16 protein-coding genes and 1 pseudogene are annotated in these 14604 nt (G+C 66.7%); 8 read left to right on the top strand and 9 right to left on the bottom strand.

Annotated elements, in window-relative coordinates:
* Nucleotides 1–447: an NfeD family protein gene (locus AN936_RS01420; protein ID WP_054586584.1), complete on the top strand. Its 447-nt coding sequence runs from the start codon at nucleotides 1–3 to the stop codon at nucleotides 445–447.
* A 2-nt stretch (nucleotides 448–449) separates the two neighbouring features.
* Here AN936_RS01420 and AN936_RS01415 read toward each other — a convergent pair whose 3' ends face one another.
* The 3 genes from AN936_RS01415 to AN936_RS01405 are packed head-to-tail and all read right to left on the bottom strand — an operon-like array spanning nucleotide 450 to nucleotide 1911.
* Nucleotides 450–794, bottom strand: a complete 345-nt coding sequence (locus AN936_RS01415) for a hypothetical protein (protein ID WP_054586583.1) — start codon at nucleotides 792–794, stop codon at nucleotides 450–452.
* Nucleotides 795–800: 6 nt separating this feature from the next.
* On the bottom strand, nucleotides 801–1331 hold the full coding sequence (locus AN936_RS01410; RefSeq protein WP_054586582.1) for a GNAT family N-acetyltransferase: 531 nt from the start codon (nucleotides 1329–1331) through the stop codon (nucleotides 801–803).
* 31 nt (nucleotides 1332–1362) lie between these two features.
* On the bottom strand, nucleotides 1363–1911 hold the full coding sequence (locus tag AN936_RS01405; protein WP_234715705.1) for a hypothetical protein: 549 nt from the start codon (nucleotides 1909–1911) through the stop codon (nucleotides 1363–1365).
* Nucleotides 1912–2012: 101 nt separating this feature from the next.
* Here AN936_RS01405 and AN936_RS01400 point away from each other — a divergent pair, with 101 nt between their 5' ends.
* Entirely contained in the window at nucleotides 2013–2402 is a 390-nt protein-coding gene (locus AN936_RS01400) for a hypothetical protein (RefSeq protein WP_054586580.1), read from the top strand.
* On the opposite strand, the gene AN936_RS01395 is transcribed toward AN936_RS01400, so the two are convergent.
* Complete coding sequence (locus AN936_RS01395; RefSeq protein WP_054590027.1) at nucleotides 2403–3293, bottom strand: metal-dependent hydrolase; 891 nt, start codon at nucleotides 3291–3293, stop codon at nucleotides 2403–2405.
* Between the two features lie 57 nt (nucleotides 3294–3350).
* On the opposite strand from AN936_RS01395, the gene AN936_RS01390 reads away from it, so the two are divergent.
* The 6 genes from AN936_RS01390 to sppA all read left to right on the top strand — a co-directional run bounded on the left by AN936_RS01390 (nucleotide 3351) and on the right by sppA (nucleotide 10189).
* Complete coding sequence (locus AN936_RS01390; protein ID WP_054586579.1) at nucleotides 3351–3959, top strand: TetR/AcrR family transcriptional regulator; 609 nt, start codon at nucleotides 3351–3353, stop codon at nucleotides 3957–3959.
* 216 nt (nucleotides 3960–4175) lie between these two features.
* Nucleotides 4176–5225, top strand: a complete 1050-nt coding sequence (gene obgE, locus AN936_RS01385; protein WP_054586578.1) for a GTPase ObgE — start codon at nucleotides 4176–4178, stop codon at nucleotides 5223–5225.
* A gap of 50 nt (nucleotides 5226–5275) precedes the next feature.
* Nucleotides 5276–6073, top strand: coding sequence for a MipA/OmpV family protein (locus tag AN936_RS01380; RefSeq protein WP_149037569.1), 798 nt, complete (start codon nucleotides 5276–5278; stop codon nucleotides 6071–6073).
* A gap of 43 nt (nucleotides 6074–6116) precedes the next feature.
* Nucleotides 6117–7220 (top strand): glutamate 5-kinase, encoded by a 1104-nt coding sequence (proB, locus tag AN936_RS01375; RefSeq protein ID WP_054586576.1) that lies wholly within the window; start codon nucleotides 6117–6119, stop codon nucleotides 7218–7220.
* A gap of 17 nt (nucleotides 7221–7237) precedes the next feature.
* Nucleotides 7238–8134 carry an NAD(P)H-binding protein gene (locus AN936_RS01370; RefSeq protein WP_054590026.1) on the top strand — a complete coding sequence of 299 codons (897 nt, stop codon included), beginning with the start codon at nucleotides 7238–7240 and terminating at the stop codon, nucleotides 8132–8134.
* Nucleotides 8135–8209: 75 nt separating this feature from the next.
* A complete protein-coding gene (gene sppA, locus AN936_RS01365) occupies nucleotides 8210–10189 on the top strand; it encodes a signal peptide peptidase SppA (protein ID WP_084758097.1) in 1980 nt (659 codons plus the stop codon).
* Nucleotides 10190–10312: 123 nt separating this feature from the next.
* On the opposite strand, the gene AN936_RS01360 is transcribed toward sppA, so the two are convergent.
* From AN936_RS01360 to AN936_RS01340, 5 genes and pseudogenes are all read right to left on the bottom strand, one after another.
* On the bottom strand, nucleotides 10313–11218 hold the full coding sequence (locus AN936_RS01360) for an alpha/beta fold hydrolase (RefSeq protein WP_054586575.1): 906 nt from the start codon (nucleotides 11216–11218) through the stop codon (nucleotides 10313–10315).
* Nucleotides 11219–11305: 87 nt separating this feature from the next.
* On the bottom strand, nucleotides 11306–11923 hold the full coding sequence (locus AN936_RS01355) for a trimeric intracellular cation channel family protein (protein WP_054586574.1): 618 nt from the start codon (nucleotides 11921–11923) through the stop codon (nucleotides 11306–11308).
* Complete coding sequence (locus AN936_RS01350) at nucleotides 11920–12807, bottom strand: hypothetical protein (protein WP_054586573.1); 888 nt, start codon at nucleotides 12805–12807, stop codon at nucleotides 11920–11922. The genes AN936_RS01355 and AN936_RS01350 overlap by 4 nt, the downstream gene beginning before the upstream one ends.
* 4 nt (nucleotides 12808–12811) lie before the next feature.
* On the bottom strand, nucleotides 12812–14209 hold the full coding sequence (gene lpdA, locus AN936_RS01345; protein ID WP_054586572.1) for a dihydrolipoyl dehydrogenase: 1398 nt from the start codon (nucleotides 14207–14209) through the stop codon (nucleotides 12812–12814).
* Nucleotides 14210–14256: 47 nt separating this feature from the next.
* Nucleotides 14257–14520: pseudogene (locus AN936_RS01340) on the bottom strand (GIY-YIG nuclease family protein).
* Nucleotides 14521–14604 lie beyond the last annotated feature (84 nt).

The following is a 14604-nucleotide window of genomic DNA, read 5'->3' as shown; positions in this document are numbered from 1 at the left end:
ATGCCCGACTTCATCGCCGATATGGACCCGCATTGGGTTTGGCTCTCGGTCGGCGTACTGCTGGTCGCCGCCGAAATCGTCGCGCCTGGCTTCTTCCTGATCTGGATCGGTGCCGCCGCGATCGTCACCGGGGTTCTCGCTTGGGTGCTCCCGCTCAGCATACCGGTTCAGCTCGGTATCTTCGCTGTACTGGCGATCGTCGCCCTTTATGGGGGACGCCGCTGGCTCAAGGCCAACCCGATCACCACCGCGGACCCGCACCTCAACCAGCGCGGCGGGCGGCTGGTCGGCGAAGTGCTGACGGTGACCAAAGCGATCGAGGACGGCCGCGGCCGCGCCAAGGTCGGCGACGGCGAATGGCCGGTGCGTGGGCCCGACATCGCCGAAGGCGCCAAGGTCCGCGTCGTCAGCGCCGACGGCGGCGTGCTGGTGGTCGAGGCGGCCTGATATTAGCCGCCGCCCGGTTCACAGCACGGCACGTCGAACAGAAATGTCTGGCGCCCATCGAGCAGCCGCGGCGTGTTCTCTCGCCACCAGCAGGCGGCGCGGTTATCATGCGCGTCGAGGATATCCACCGCATCCTTTGCAATGACGACATAGCCTTCGAGCCGCTCGGTCCGGCCGCTAAGCATCAACCATAGCCAGCCAAAAAAGCCTTGGGAATTCTCAAGCACACTAGCTGCACGGAGATTCTGCCTGCCTGCCACCGCGAGAGGCAGCGACAAACCGATCCAGGCATCGCGGACCCATTCGGGCGCTTCCCCTGCCGGGCGGCGGACAATTTCGATATACATGACGCCTTATCCGCCCTTCGGACGGCTATAGATCGCGACGACATGGCCCAGCGCATCGCTATCGCCGATGCGCTTGAACCCCAGCTTCGCTGATACCCGTTCCGAAGCCGCGTTGCCCGGATCGATGATGCAGCGAATCTCGCGCGCGTCGAGGTTCGCGTCGGCCCAGCCCAGCGCTGCACTCATCGCCTCGGTGGCGTAGCCCGCACCCCAATGATCGGCATCGAACGCCCAGCCCGCTTCGGGCACACCTTCGAGTTCGGGAATACCGCGGCAGAAATAGCTCAGCCCGCCCATGCCGACCAGCGCGTCGCTTTCCTTGTCGGCGAACACCCAATAGCCGAAACCCATGACCGGCCAGAGACCGGCCGAGCTCAGAAACTTGCCCCAGCTAATGTCGGGCGCACGCGGTTCGCCACCAATGAAGCGGGTGACGCGCGCATCGGCCCACATCGCAATATGGACATCTTTGTCGGCCAACCGGCCTGCCCGCAGGCGCAAGCGTTCGGTTTCGATGACAGGTGGAGCTGTAATCATGACGCGGGCATGCCCAAGCCCGCCCCGCCGGTCAATCGGCGATCAGGAAATGGTCGAACAGGTCGTGGAGCAGCGCCCTGCCGTCGATCGCCGGCTTGGCGCGCAGAACGACGAGCGTATCGGCCTCCCCGACGATCTCGGCATGGCGGAGCACGACATGATAGTGCGGCCGGTTGGCAAAATCGTGAAACAACAGCGCGCAGTCTGGTTTGCAGTGGATGAGGCTCTGGAGCAGGCAGGCGACGCGAAAACGCCCGTCGACAAGGACGACATCGGGGCTTCCCGTGATGCTCCGCCAAACCCCGGCATGATAACGCGGCCAGTCGCGCAGGCGCGCCTCCTCGAGCGGATAACCCCATTCGCCGACAGCGCCGATGTCTGCGTGGACGGGTGTAAAATCGCATGCCGCCAGCGCCGGGTCCGCGGCGACCTTCGCCAGCCAGGCGGGATCGCTGTCGACGCTGACGATCCGCGGCACATGCCGCGCCGCCGTCACCGTGCTGCCGCCGCAACCGAATTCGAGCAGCGACGCCTTGCCCGCCAGTTGCGCTTCGAACAGCGCGATCTCGGACGCGGACATATGCGGCTGCATCGGCTTCCCCTCGCGCAATCGATATGGGAGGCGGCATCGCACGTCCACCCCGGATGGCGGATCGCGGCCGTTCCGGCTAAAATCCCGCCATGCCCGACACGCCTTGGCCGCAGCGCCTGCTCGCCGTTCCTTTCCTGATCCTCGGCGGCTGGTGTCTCGCCGCGCTGCACATGGTCGAGCGGCTGACGATCAATCCGGATTACCAGCATCTGAGCGCGACGAGCGAACTGTTGATCGGCTGCTTCGGTGCACAGGCGGTGCTCGGCGGATTGTTCATCGCCTTCAGCAGGTGGACGAAGCGGACTTTCGTGATCTACGGCGCTGCGCTGCTGCCCTTTTTCTGCTTCAACTATTATTTCGTGTTCGTCGTGCCGGTGATGACGCGCTGGATGGCGCTCGACCTCGTGTCGAACCTTTTCATGCTCGGCCTGTGCGTCTGGGGGTATCGTACCGCCCCCAAAGCGCTGGCTCCCGCCTGATCAGGCGGCGGCCGCGGCGAGTTCGGGCTTCGACGCCTGCGCCGGCATCACCGCGTCGGCATAATCGCTTTCATATTTGCCGATCAGCGCGCGGTCGTCGTGGTTCCACGGGTGGAAACCCGGCATGAAATAGGCAAGCCAAGGCAGGAAACTGCGGCGAAGGATGCCCGGCTTGCCGAGCAGATACCAGGTGATGCGCGCGTTGACGCGCCAGCCGGTCAGACCGTCCTGCTTCAGCAATGCCTTCATGCCGCGCACCCGCTTCGGCCAGAAACGCGTCGTGATGATCAGCATCATTAGCGACTTGGCCTTCCACCGCCGCCAGCGGCTCCAGTCCTTCGTCGCGTGCAGCCAGGTGTCATAGGCAACGCCCTTATGCTCGATTTCCTCGATCGCGTGCCATTTCCACAGCATTCCCCATTCCTCTTCGGCACCCTCGTACATCGCCGGGTCCTTGAGCATGATCGCGGCCATCATCGCGGTATAATGTTCGAGCGCGATCGTCGCCATCAGGTTGACGATCGGCGGGCGGCTCCGGATCAATTCCATGATATGGTCGACGTCGGCCTCGAGTTCGGACAGGTCGTAACCCGCCTCCGCCGCCTTGCGGTTGAAGACGACATGCTCGCGGCTGTGGATCACTTCCTGTTGGGTGAAGGCCCTGATCTCGCGGGCGAGTTTCTCGTCGACGCCGTCGCGATGCGCCTTCACCGCTTCGATGAACATCGCCTCACCCTTCGGAAAGGTCACCGACAGCGCGGTGTGGAATGCCGACGCGATCGGATCGCCGTTCAGCCACCAGCGGCCCTGCTTCTGGTCACGCCCAAAGCGGATATCGCGCGGCGTGATGGCAAGATCGGCGGGGGTGGGAGAGTGAGAAAGGCTGGACATATGGGTCATACCGTCGAAAAGGGGCGATGGGGTCGGCAATAGGGTTTACTTACATATATGTCAATAGTGAAAAAGCGCCTGAGTCCCGAGGAAAGCCGGTCCGCCGCGCTCGAAGCAGCGCGGCTGATCCTCATCGAAATGGGCCCGCAGGCGGTGACGCTGAAGGCCGTCGCATCGCGCGTCGACCGCACGCACGCTAATCTGCTCCACCATTTCGGCAGCGCCGCCGGGCTGCAAAAGGCGCTCGCCGCCTATCTCGCCGATACCGTCTGCGACACCATCGGCCGCAAGATGGCCGAATCAGCGCCGGGCGAGCGCAATGTCCGCGAAATCGTCGACCTTGCCTTCGATGCCTTCGGCAGCGGCGGCGCCGGCGCGCTCGCGACATGGATGGCAGCGACGGGCAATGAAGGCGCGCTCGATCCGGTGATCGACGCGATCCACCGGCTGATCGACGGCATGGCACCCGACGCGCACGAGAAGCGGCTGATGCACGAGGATACGCTGGCGCTTGTCCTGATGGCGATGGGCGATGCGCAACTCGGCGGGCCGATGGCCGAGGCGCTGGCGCTGCCCCGCGACACCGCGCGGGCGCTCGCCACCGAACTGATTACCGGGCGGATCGCCGCCTTCTGGGCCGAGCAGGGCGCGAAGCCGCAAGGCTGAGAGCGGCGGCAGAATACTGTTTGCGGCCGGTTGTGGACCTTTCTCTCTTCGTCACCCCGGGCTTGACCCGGGGCCTGCCTTTTCTTTGATCCGGCGTCGGAAGAAGGAAGGCGGGTCCCGGGTCAAGCCCGGGATGACGGCTTAACAAGCGGCAGCGCCCCACCCCAAAGCCGACGATCTCTGGCCAAATCGCGCTCGTCCCCCTAAAGGGCGGCGATGCATTTCCTCGACCAAGCCAAGATCTTCATCAAGTCCGGCGACGGCGGCCCCGGCGCCGTCAGCTTCCGGCGCGAGAAATATGTCGAATATGGCGGCCCCGACGGCGGCAACGGCGGCAAGGGCGGCGACGTGATCTTCGAGGCGGTGGCCGGCCTCAACACGCTGATCGATTTTCGCTATACCCAGCATTTCAAGGCGAAGCGCGGCACCCCCGGCGCCGGACGCGACCGCACCGGCGCGGGTGGCCCCGACCTGGTGATCCAGGTCCCAATCGGGACGCAAATCCTCGACGATGACGAAGAGCGCAGCCTGCTCGCCGACCTGACCAAAGAAGGCGAACGTATCGTCTTTCTGCGCGGCGGCGACGGCGGCCGCGGCAACGCCAGCTACAAGACCTCGACCAACCGCGCCCCGCGCCAGCACGGCCCCGGCTGGCCGGGCGAGGAAATGTGGGTGTGGCTGCGGCTGAAGCTGCTCGCCGACGCGGGGCTCGTCGGCCTGCCCAACGCCGGCAAGTCGACCTTCATCAATGCGGTAACCAATGCGCAGGCAAAGGTTGGTGCCTACGCCTTCACGACGCTCCGTCCGCAGCTCGGCGTCGTCAGCCACAAGGGGCACGAATTTGTCGTCGCCGACATCCCCGGCCTGATCGAGGGCGCTGCCGAAGGCGCGGGGGTCGGCGACCGCTTCCTCGGCCATATCGAACGCTGCCGCGTTCTCCTTCACCTCGTCGATGCGAACGACGAGGATGTTGCGACCAGCTATCGTATCGTCCGTGATGAGCTGGAGGCCTATGGCGCCGATCTGATCGACAAGCCGGTGATCGTCGCGCTGAACAAGGTCGACACGCTCGACGACGAATTGATCGCCGCGCTGTCCGCCGAGCTCGAAGCGGAAAGCGGTCACCCCGTGATGGCGCTGTCGGGCGCCAGCGGCGCCGGCATCGACGCGGTGCTCGACAAATTGCTCGAGGCGGTGGGCCTGCCCGAACCCGGCGCCGATGACGATGATGCGTCCGATGACGCGGGCGAGTGGTCGCCGATCTAGGAACGAAAGCCGGAAGCGGGGATTTCATTTGGAACAACAAGGATTTCCGGATGCCCGCATATCGCCTTTTCAACCGTGCGCTATTATCAGCGACGGTTTTGCTCGCCCTGGCGCTTACCGCCCATGCGCAGCAGGCCGACGCTCCGAAACGGACGCGCATCATCCTCGGTCCACAGCTCTCGCCGGCGTGGCCCGGCGCTAAGGACATGACGATCGGCCCCTATGTCGACCTGTCGCGGTCGCCCGAAGGCACGCCGTTCGAGTTCGAGGCCCCCGACGAAAGCTTCGGTTCGCCGCTCGTTCATTCGGGCAACTTCGCCTTCGGCCCCGCTTTCGGTTTCATCGGCAAGCGGACCGCCGCCGATGTCGCGGCGAACTTGCCCAAGGTCGGCTTGTCAATCGAGGCCGGCGCCTTTGCGCAATATTCCTTGGCGCCCGAATTTCGCGTCCGCATCGAAGGCCGCAAGGGTCTGAGCGGTCACAAGGGCTGGGTCGGCGAAGTCAGCGCCGACTATATCGCGCGCGACGGCGACGACTGGCTGTTTTCGATCGGCCCGCGCGTAACGCTGGGCGACGCGAAATACCGCCGCGCCTATTTCGGCGTCACCCCCGCCGCCTCCGCTGCCTCGGGCCTCGCCGCCTTCGATCCCGGCGGCGGTATCCAGTCGGTCGGCGTGACGGCGGGCTATCTCCGCCAGCTCGGCAAGCGCTGGGGGGTGGGTGTCTATGGCCGCTATGACCGGCTGGTCGGCGATGCCGCCGATTCGCCGATCGTTCGCCATTCGGGCTCGCGCAGCCAACCGTCGGCGGGGATCGCGCTCAGCTACACTTTCGGCGGCAGCCGCTAAGCTAGGCATTGGCGCGGCGCGCGGTGCGCGCTATCGGCGGCGCATGTTGTTCGCGCCCGCCTCTTGCCCCCGCCTGATCGTCAAGATCGGATCGGCCCTGCTCGTCGATCCCGACGGCGCGGTGCGGCGAGGCTGGCTCGCGGGCATCGCCGCCGACATTGCCGAACGCACCCGCGCCGGCCAACAGGTCGCCGTAGTCTCGTCGGGCGCCATCGCGCTCGGCGCGCGGCGGCTCGGTCTTGCCAAGGGCGGCCGCGCCAGCCTCGAGGATGCGCAGGCCGCTGCCGCGACCGGCCAGATCGCGCTGTCGCAGGTTTGGGCCGAGGTGCTCGGCGCCGAAGGGGTGACCGCGGCGCAGATGCTCGTCACCCTCGACGACCTCGAACATCGCCGCCGCTATCTCAACGCCTCGGCGACGCTCGACCGGCTGCTGGGTCTCGGCGTGGTGCCGATCATCAACGAGAATGACAGCGTCGCGACCGAGGAAATCCGCTTCGGCGACAACGACCGCCTCGCCGCGCGCGTCGCACAGGCGGCGGGCGCCGGCGGTGTCGTCCTGCTCAGCGATATCGACGGCCTCTACGACCGCAATCCGGCGCAGGACGGTGCCGTTCACATCGCACGTATCGACCGCATCGACGCCGCGATCGAGGCAATGGCCGACACCGGTTCGGCGTCGGGAATGGGCTCGGGCGGCATGGTGTCGAAGATCGCCGCGGCGCGCATCGCCAATGCCGCCGGCGCGCACCTCGCGATCGCATCGGGCCGCATCGACCGGCCGCTGTCGGCCGAGGCGCGGCACAGCCTGTTCGCCGCCGAGCGCGGCGCGAGCGCGCGCAAGGCGTGGCTCGCCGGCGGGCTGACCGCCAAGGGGCGGCTCGTCATCGACGCAGGCGCAGTGAAGGCGCTGCACGGCGGCGCAAGCTTGCTCGCAGCAGGCGTTACCGCGGCCAGCGGCAGCTTCGCCCGCGGCGACATCCTCGACATCGCGGGCCCCGACGGACGCATCGTCGCGCGCGGGCTCGCCGAATATCCCGCCACCGACGCTGCCGCGATCCTAGGCCTCGGCCGCGATGCGCAGGAAGCCGCGCTCGGCTATGCGCCGCGGGCGGCCATGGTGCACCGCGACCATCTGGTGCTGCTGTGAGCAAACCGACGCTGGCGATGACCGGTGCGACCGGCTTCGTCGGCGGCGCGACGTTGCGGCAGGCCGTCGCGGCAGGCTGGCACGTCCGCGCGCTCACACGCCGCCCGCAGCCTGAACAAGACGGCGTCACCTGGATCGCCGGCGCGCTCGACCGGCCGGACAGCCTCGCGGAAATGGCGGCGGGCGCCGATGTGGTGATGCACATTGCCGGCGTCGTGAGCGTCCCGACGCGCGCGGCGTTCGAGGCCGGCAATGTCGCAGCGACCGGCCATGTCATCGACGCGGCGCGCGGCGCGGGGATCAGCCGCTTCATCCATGTCTCCTCGCTCGCCGCGCGCGAGCCGGGCATCTCCGATTACGGCTGGTCGAAAGCCCGCGCCGAAACACTCGTGCGCGCGAGCGGACTCGACTGGACGATCGTCCGCCCGCCCGCGGTGTTCGGCCCCGGCGATACCGAGATGCTCGATATGTTCCGCATGGCGCGGCGCGGGATTGCGCTGGTGCCGGCCGGCCGCTTGTCGGCGATCTACGTCGATGAGCTCGCACGTCTGCTCGTCGCCCTCGCCGCCGACCGCGATATCAGCATCGGGCAGACGTACGAACCCGATGACGGCCGCGCAAACGGCTGGTCACACCGCAGCTTCGCGCGCGCCATCGGCCGCGCCGTCGGCCGCCGCCACGTCTCGACGCTCGCGACCCCGGCGCTGCTGCTCAAGGCGGGGGGGCAGCTCGACACGCTGGTTCGCCGCAGCCGCGCCAAGCTGACCCCCGACCGCGCCCGCTATATCGCGCATCCCGACTGGGTGGTCGCTGCCGGCGCCTGCCCGCCGCCTGAGCTGTGGCAGCCCCAAATCGAAACGGGTAACGCACTCACCGCGACGGTGAACTGGTATCGCCGCGAGGGGTGGCTCTGACGCCCATGGAGCCGGGTGTGCCGCCCGTCGAAGCGTGCATTGCCAAGGGCGGGCCGCCTCCCTAGATTTACCCGCATGACCGACAGCTCTCCCGATACCGCTAATCCCGCAGGCCCCTGGGCCATCCCCGTCCGCCGACCGCTGCCGGGCGAGGATAAGCCGAAAGGCACGACCAGCTTTCCGCGCAAGGTGTGGCACCTGCTCGTCGCGTTGAAGGACGGGCTCGCGCTGGTGTTCCTGCTCATGTTCTTCGCCTTGCTGTTCGGCCTGCTCGCCGGCCGCCCCAACGCCGGCCTCCCGGTCAGCCAGGGCGCGCTGGTCATCGACCTCGACGGTATCGTCACCGAACAGCCGGCCGAGATCGACCCGCTCGCGGCGCTGTCGGGCGGTAACGACCTCAAGGAAATCCGCGTCCGCGACGTCGTCCACGCGCTCGAAACCGCCGCCGACGACAAGCGCGTGACCTCGGTCGTGCTCGACCTCGACCGTTTCCTCGGCGGTGGGCAGGTGTCGCTCGCCGAAATCGGCAGCGCGATCGACAAGGTGCGCGCGAAGAACAAGCCGGTGCTCGCCTATGCCACCGCCTATACGACCGACAGCTATCAGGTCGCGGCGCACGCCAGCGAGATCTGGGCCGACGGCATAGGCGGCGTCGCCATCGCCGGCCCCGGCGGATCGCGCCTCTACTACAAGGGGCTGATGGACCGGCTAGGCGTCACCGCGCACATCTACCGCGTCGGCACCTTCAAAAGCGCAGTCGAACCCTATCTCCGCGCCGACCAGTCGCCCGAAGCGAAGGAGGCGGACCTCGCCTATGCCGGCGCCCTCTGGGAAAACTGGCTGAGCGACGTCAAGAAGGCGCGGCCCAAGGCGAAGATCGACCCCTTTATCGCCGACACTGCCGGCGCGATCCGCGCGGCGGGCAATGATCTCAGCAAGGCCTCACTCGACGCCGGGCTGATCGACAAGGTCGGCGGTCGCATGGCTTTCGACAGCCGCGTCGCCGAGATCAGCGGTGCGCCGGACGACAGCCAGCCATGGACGTTCAACGCGATCCCGCTCGAAAACTGGGTCGCCGCCAATCCGCCGCAGGAAAATGGCAGCCGCATCGCGGTCGTCCCCGTGGTCGGCGAAATCGTCGACGGCGAGGCGGCGAACGGGACGGCGGGCGGCGAGACCGTCGCGCAGCATATCCTCGATGCAACCGCCGACAGCAGTGTAAAGGCGATCGTTTTGCGCGTCGATTCGCCGGGCGGCTCGGTGCTCGCGTCCGAACAGATCCGCCAGGCGACGCTCGCCGCAAAGGCGAAAAAGCTGCCGATCGTCGTATCGATGGCCAATGTCGCGGCCTCGGGCGGCTATTGGGTCGCGACCCCCGCCGACCGCATCTTTGCCGAGCCCGAGACGATCACCGGATCGATCGGCGTGTTCGGCATCCTGCCGAGCTTCGAACAGACGCTCGCCAAGGTCGGCGTTACCACCGACGGCATCCAGACGACGCCGCTGTCGGGCCAGCCCGACATTCTCGGCGGCGTCAGCGACGAATTCAACGCGATGGCGCAGGCCAGCGTCGAGGATGTCTATGCGCGCTTCACCGGGCTCGTCGCCAAGAGCCGCAAGCAGCCGCTCGAAAAGATCCAGGCGATCGCCGAGGGCCGCGTCTGGGCGGGCGGCACGGCGCGCCAGATCGGCCTGATCGACCAGTTCGGCGGCCTGCCCGATGCGCTGGCCGCGGCGGCGAAGCTCGCCAAGATCGACGGCGAATATCACGCCAAATATTTCGAGGACGAGCCGAGCGAATTCTCGAAAATGCTGGCGAGCTGGGCGGGAGTCGAGGAGCCCGCGGCGGCGGCGCCGCGCGGCTGGTTCGGCATCGCGGCGATGAACCGCCAGCTCGCCGAACGGCGGTTGCTGCAAGACCTGTCGTTGCTGACGCAGGCCGGATCGATCCAGGCGTCGTGCCTCGATTGCCGCGCCTATCTGCCGGCCGTCCCGCTGACTGGAAAGGCCGAAGCGAAGGGCTGGCTGGGAACGCTGGCGCTCTTGCTCCGTTAACTTTTCTCCTCCCGTAAACGGGAGGGGCAGCGAGGCTTGCGAACTTGTTCGCTAGCCGCAGCGGGGTGGGCAGATTGCAACGCTGCTGGCCCCCCCCCCCCCCCGCCTGCGGGAGGGGAGATTCTACGCCGCAACGCTGGCCGTTTCCTTCGCGTGCTCCGCAACCGCGTCGGCGAGCGTATCGACCAGCGCCAGCGGCAGATCATGTCCCATTCCCGGGATCGTCAACAGCCGCGCGCCCGCGATATTCTCCGCCGTGTCGCGGCCGCCGGCGATCGGCACCAGCGGGTCGGCCTCGCCGTGGATGACCAGTGTCGGTGCCTTGACATCCTTCAGCATCGCGCGCCGGTCGCCGTCGGAGACGATCGCCGCCATCTGCCGCGCGACGCCCTGCGGGTACCAGCCGCGCTCGAAATCGCTCCGCACCCGGCGCTGCAGCCGCTCTTCGGTCGCCGGATAGCCGGGGCTGCCGATCACCCGCGCGGCGCGCACCGAATAGGCGATCAGATCCTCCTTGTCGCCGCTCATCGGCCGGTTCGCGAGGACCTGCATCGCCTCCTTGTTCGCGCGCGGCAGGCGGCGGTTGCCGGTGGTCGACATGATCGAGGTCAGCGACAGGACGCGGTCCGGATAGCGCGCGGCGATATGCTGCGAAATCATGCCCCCCATCGACGCCCCGACGACATGCGCACGCTGGACGCCGAGATGGTCGAGCAGCGCCATGCCGTCGGCCGCCATGTCGGCGAGCGTGTATGCGGGACGCACCGGCAGGCCGATCGCTGCTTTCACGAACATCCATTTGAGGTTCGGAACGCCCGCTGCGTCGAAGCGCGTCGACAGGCCGACATCGCGATTGTCGTAGCGGATGGTGCGGAAGCCATGCGCGTTCAGCGCCTCGACGAACTCGTCCGGCCACAGGGTCAACTGCCCGCCGAGCCCCATCACCAGCAGGATCACCGGCGCCTCGCGGGGCCCCTTGTCCTCATAGGTGATGCTGATGCCGTTGGCCGTCGCCTGCTCTGTCGTCATGGAATCTCCGCGATGGAAGGTGCTGACACCGATGTTCACAAGCCAAACCTGCCACAGATTCGCGATTTGGCAAGCCCGGCGCGCGGCCTAGCTTTTGGGGCCTCGATATGCGGGAAGCGCGAGCGACCAGTGAATCGCGGCGCCGCGCAGGACAAAGCCGGCGACCGCTCCCGCGACGGCGGCTACCGGCGTTCCGGTCCCCAGCCATTGCAGGAGCAGGAACAGGCCCGATGCGAGCGCCGCAGCGGTAACATACACTTCGGGGCGCATGATGATCGACGGCACGCCGGCAAGGATGTCGCGGATCGTGCCGCCGACGCAGCCGGTGATTACCCCCATCATCAGCGCCGGAAAGGGCGGCACGCCCCAGGCCAAAGCCTTCGCCGTCCCGAAAACGGCATAGGCAGCCAGCCCCACGGCATCGGCCCATTCGAGCAATTGCCCCGGCCACCAGCGTTCGGGCGTTACCCACACGATCAGCGCGATGGCGATGCACACCGCCGCGATCGCGCCGTCCTGCACCCAGAAGACCGGCGCCCCGATGAGAAGGTCACGAACGCTACCGCCGCCGACGCCGGTGACGAGCGCGAAAAAACTCGCGGTCACCAGCGTCTGGCGCAGTCGCACCGCCATCAACGCGCCCGACAGCGCGAAGACCGCGATACCGGAAAGGTCGAGCAGGCGGATGATGGTATCGCTCGTCAATCATCTTCCCCGGACCGGCCGGTGCCATTACCGTGCGGCCAATCACGCACGGGCAAGCCGCGCAGCACCGCCATCGCCAGACCATAGCCCAGAATCGCCGCCGCGCCATAACCCGCGAGCGGGGTTGGATAAGGCCCGATCAGCGACGCCGCCGCGAAGCCGGTCCAGACGCCCGCGACGCCCAGCGCGCTATCGCGATGCGATCTTCTCATCAGGGCGGGCGCGCCGATCGCGAAAAGCAACGCCGCAAGGATCAGAATACCGATGCCCGGATGCAGGGCCCAGCCATCGGCGACGGCATTTTCGACAAAGCGAACGGGCGCCAGAGGATCGGCACGAAAGGCGCTCGCGATGATGCCGGTCGCCACCACCGCGTGCCCCGCGGCAATCGACGGCGCGCGCCGGCGCTGCCAGTGCGAAGCGACGAAGCCGATGCCGAGGGCCAGTGCGGAAGCGGCGTCGGGCTGGAGCACGGCGACCGTGGCCGCCACAGCCACCGCCGCCAGCTGCCAGCGAACCGCCAGATGCGGCAAAGCGGCGATCATCGCCGGCAAAAGCAGCATCGCAGTGTGAAGCCGGACCGGGCCCAGCGGCAGCCAGCGGCGAACGCCGTCGAGATCGAAACCGCTGACCAGTGTCGCCACCATTCCGGCGAGGGACAGCGCAACGACCCACGCTGCGCCCTGACCGCCCAGGCGCCCGGCGGGGACAGCGAACATGGCAATCAACGCCAGAAGCAGCGACGCGGCATTGAGCGGCAGATAGGCGGCCGGAGCACCGCCAACGTGGAAGAAGAGAAGCCCGCTCGTGACCGCCGCGACCAGCGCCGCTGCCGCGAGCCAGACCGGCGCGCACGGCATCGTGCGATGACGCGGCGCGGGCATCGCGTCAGACGTGGATTGGCTTGCCCGTCACCGCCATCGCGGCTTCCTTGATTGCCTCGCTGTGCGTCGGATGGGCGTGGCAGGTATAGGCGATGTCCTCCGACGTCGCGCCGAATTCCATGGCCTGCGCCGCCTGCGCGATCATCGTCCCGGCCACGCTCGCGATACACCAGACGCCGAGCACACGGTCGGTCTTGGCATCGGCGATCACCTTCACGAAGCCGTCGGGCTCGTGGTTGGTCTTGGCGCGGCTGTTCGCGAGCATCGGGAATTTGCCGACCTTGACCTCACCCTTTTCCTTCGCCTGCTCTTCGGTCAGGCCGACGCCGGCGATTTCGGGCCAGGTGTAGACGACCGACGGGATGACGTCGTGGTTTACGATGCCCGTCTGGCCGGCGATATTTTCGGCACAGGCGATGCCTTCATCCTCGGCCTTGTGCGCGAGCATCGGGCCGGGAATGACGTCGCCGATCGCCCAGATGCCGGGGACCTGCGTGCTGAAATCATGATCGGTTTCGATCTGGCCACGCTGGTTGACTTGCAGCCCTGCCTTGTCGAGCGCGAGCCCGTCGGTGTTCGGCTTGCGCCCGATCGATACCAGCACGACATCGGCCTCGAGCGTTTCGGCTTCGCCGCCGGCAGCGGGTTCGAGCGTCAAGACGGCCTTCTTGCCCTTGATCGCCGCGCCGGTGACCTTGGTCTTCAGCCTGAACTCGATGCCCTGCTTCTTGAAAATCTTGTTCGCTTCCTTACGAACGTCGCCGTCCATGCCGGGCAGGATCTGGTCGAGATACTCGACGACGGTGACCTTCGCGCCAAGGCGGCGCCACACGCTGCCGAGTTCGAGCCCGATCACGCCGCCGCCGATCACGACCATATGCCCCGGCACCTTCGCCAGTTCGAGCGCGCCGGTCGAATCGACGATGATCTGCTTGTCGTTATCGACCTCGACGCCCGGAAGTGGGGTCACCGACGACCCTGTGGCGATGATAATATTCTTGGCGCGATAGGTCTTGCCCGCAACCTCGACGCTGTCTTTCGAGATGAACTGCGCATAGCCCTTCAGCCAGTCGACCTTGTTCTTCTTGAACAAAAACTCGATGCCGCCGGTCAGGCCCTTTACCGCATCCTTGCGCTGGCCGTGCATGGTGCCGAGGTCGAGTTCGGGCTTCACCTTGATGCCCATCGCCGCCATCGCGCCGCCCGCGGCGGCTTCGAAATATTCCGACGCGTGCAGCATCGCCTTCGACGGGATGCAGCCGACGTTAAGGCAGGTGCCGCCGAGCGTTTCGCGTCCTTCGGCGCACGCGGTCTTGAGGCCCAGTTGCGCCGCGCGGATCGCCGCGACATAGCCGCCGGGGCCGGCACCGATGACAAGGACGTCGTAGTCGTAATCGGACATAACTCACTCCATTTGTGTTCCTGCGCACGCAGGAACCCAGGGCTTGGTCAAACCAGCGTTTCGAACAGATCACGCCATTGCGGATTGCTACGCTCGATCAGCTCCATCTTCCATGCCCGCTTCCACTTTTTCATTTGCAGTTCGCGCAATCGCGCTTGCTGGATATCGTCGAACGCCTCGTACCAGACCAGCCGTGTACAGCCATATTTCTTGCTGAAACTATCGGTCACTTCGTTGCGGTGCTACCAAACCCGTTTCAGAAGATCGTTCGTTACACCCAGATATGTCGTCCCATTGCGGCCACTAGCCATCAACTAGAGATATCCGGGTTTGTTCATTCACTTCTCCAAAGCCGGGAACGGGATGAAGGCCCATTCCACCCTAGGCTCCTGCGT

The organism is Sphingopyxis macrogoltabida (assembly GCF_001307295.1).
In the GTDB taxonomy this organism is placed as follows: Bacteria; Pseudomonadota; Alphaproteobacteria; order Sphingomonadales; family Sphingomonadaceae; genus Sphingopyxis; species Sphingopyxis macrogoltabida_B.
The sequence above is the reverse complement of the archived record's forward strand: the minus strand, read 5'-3'. Positions and strand labels throughout refer to the sequence as shown.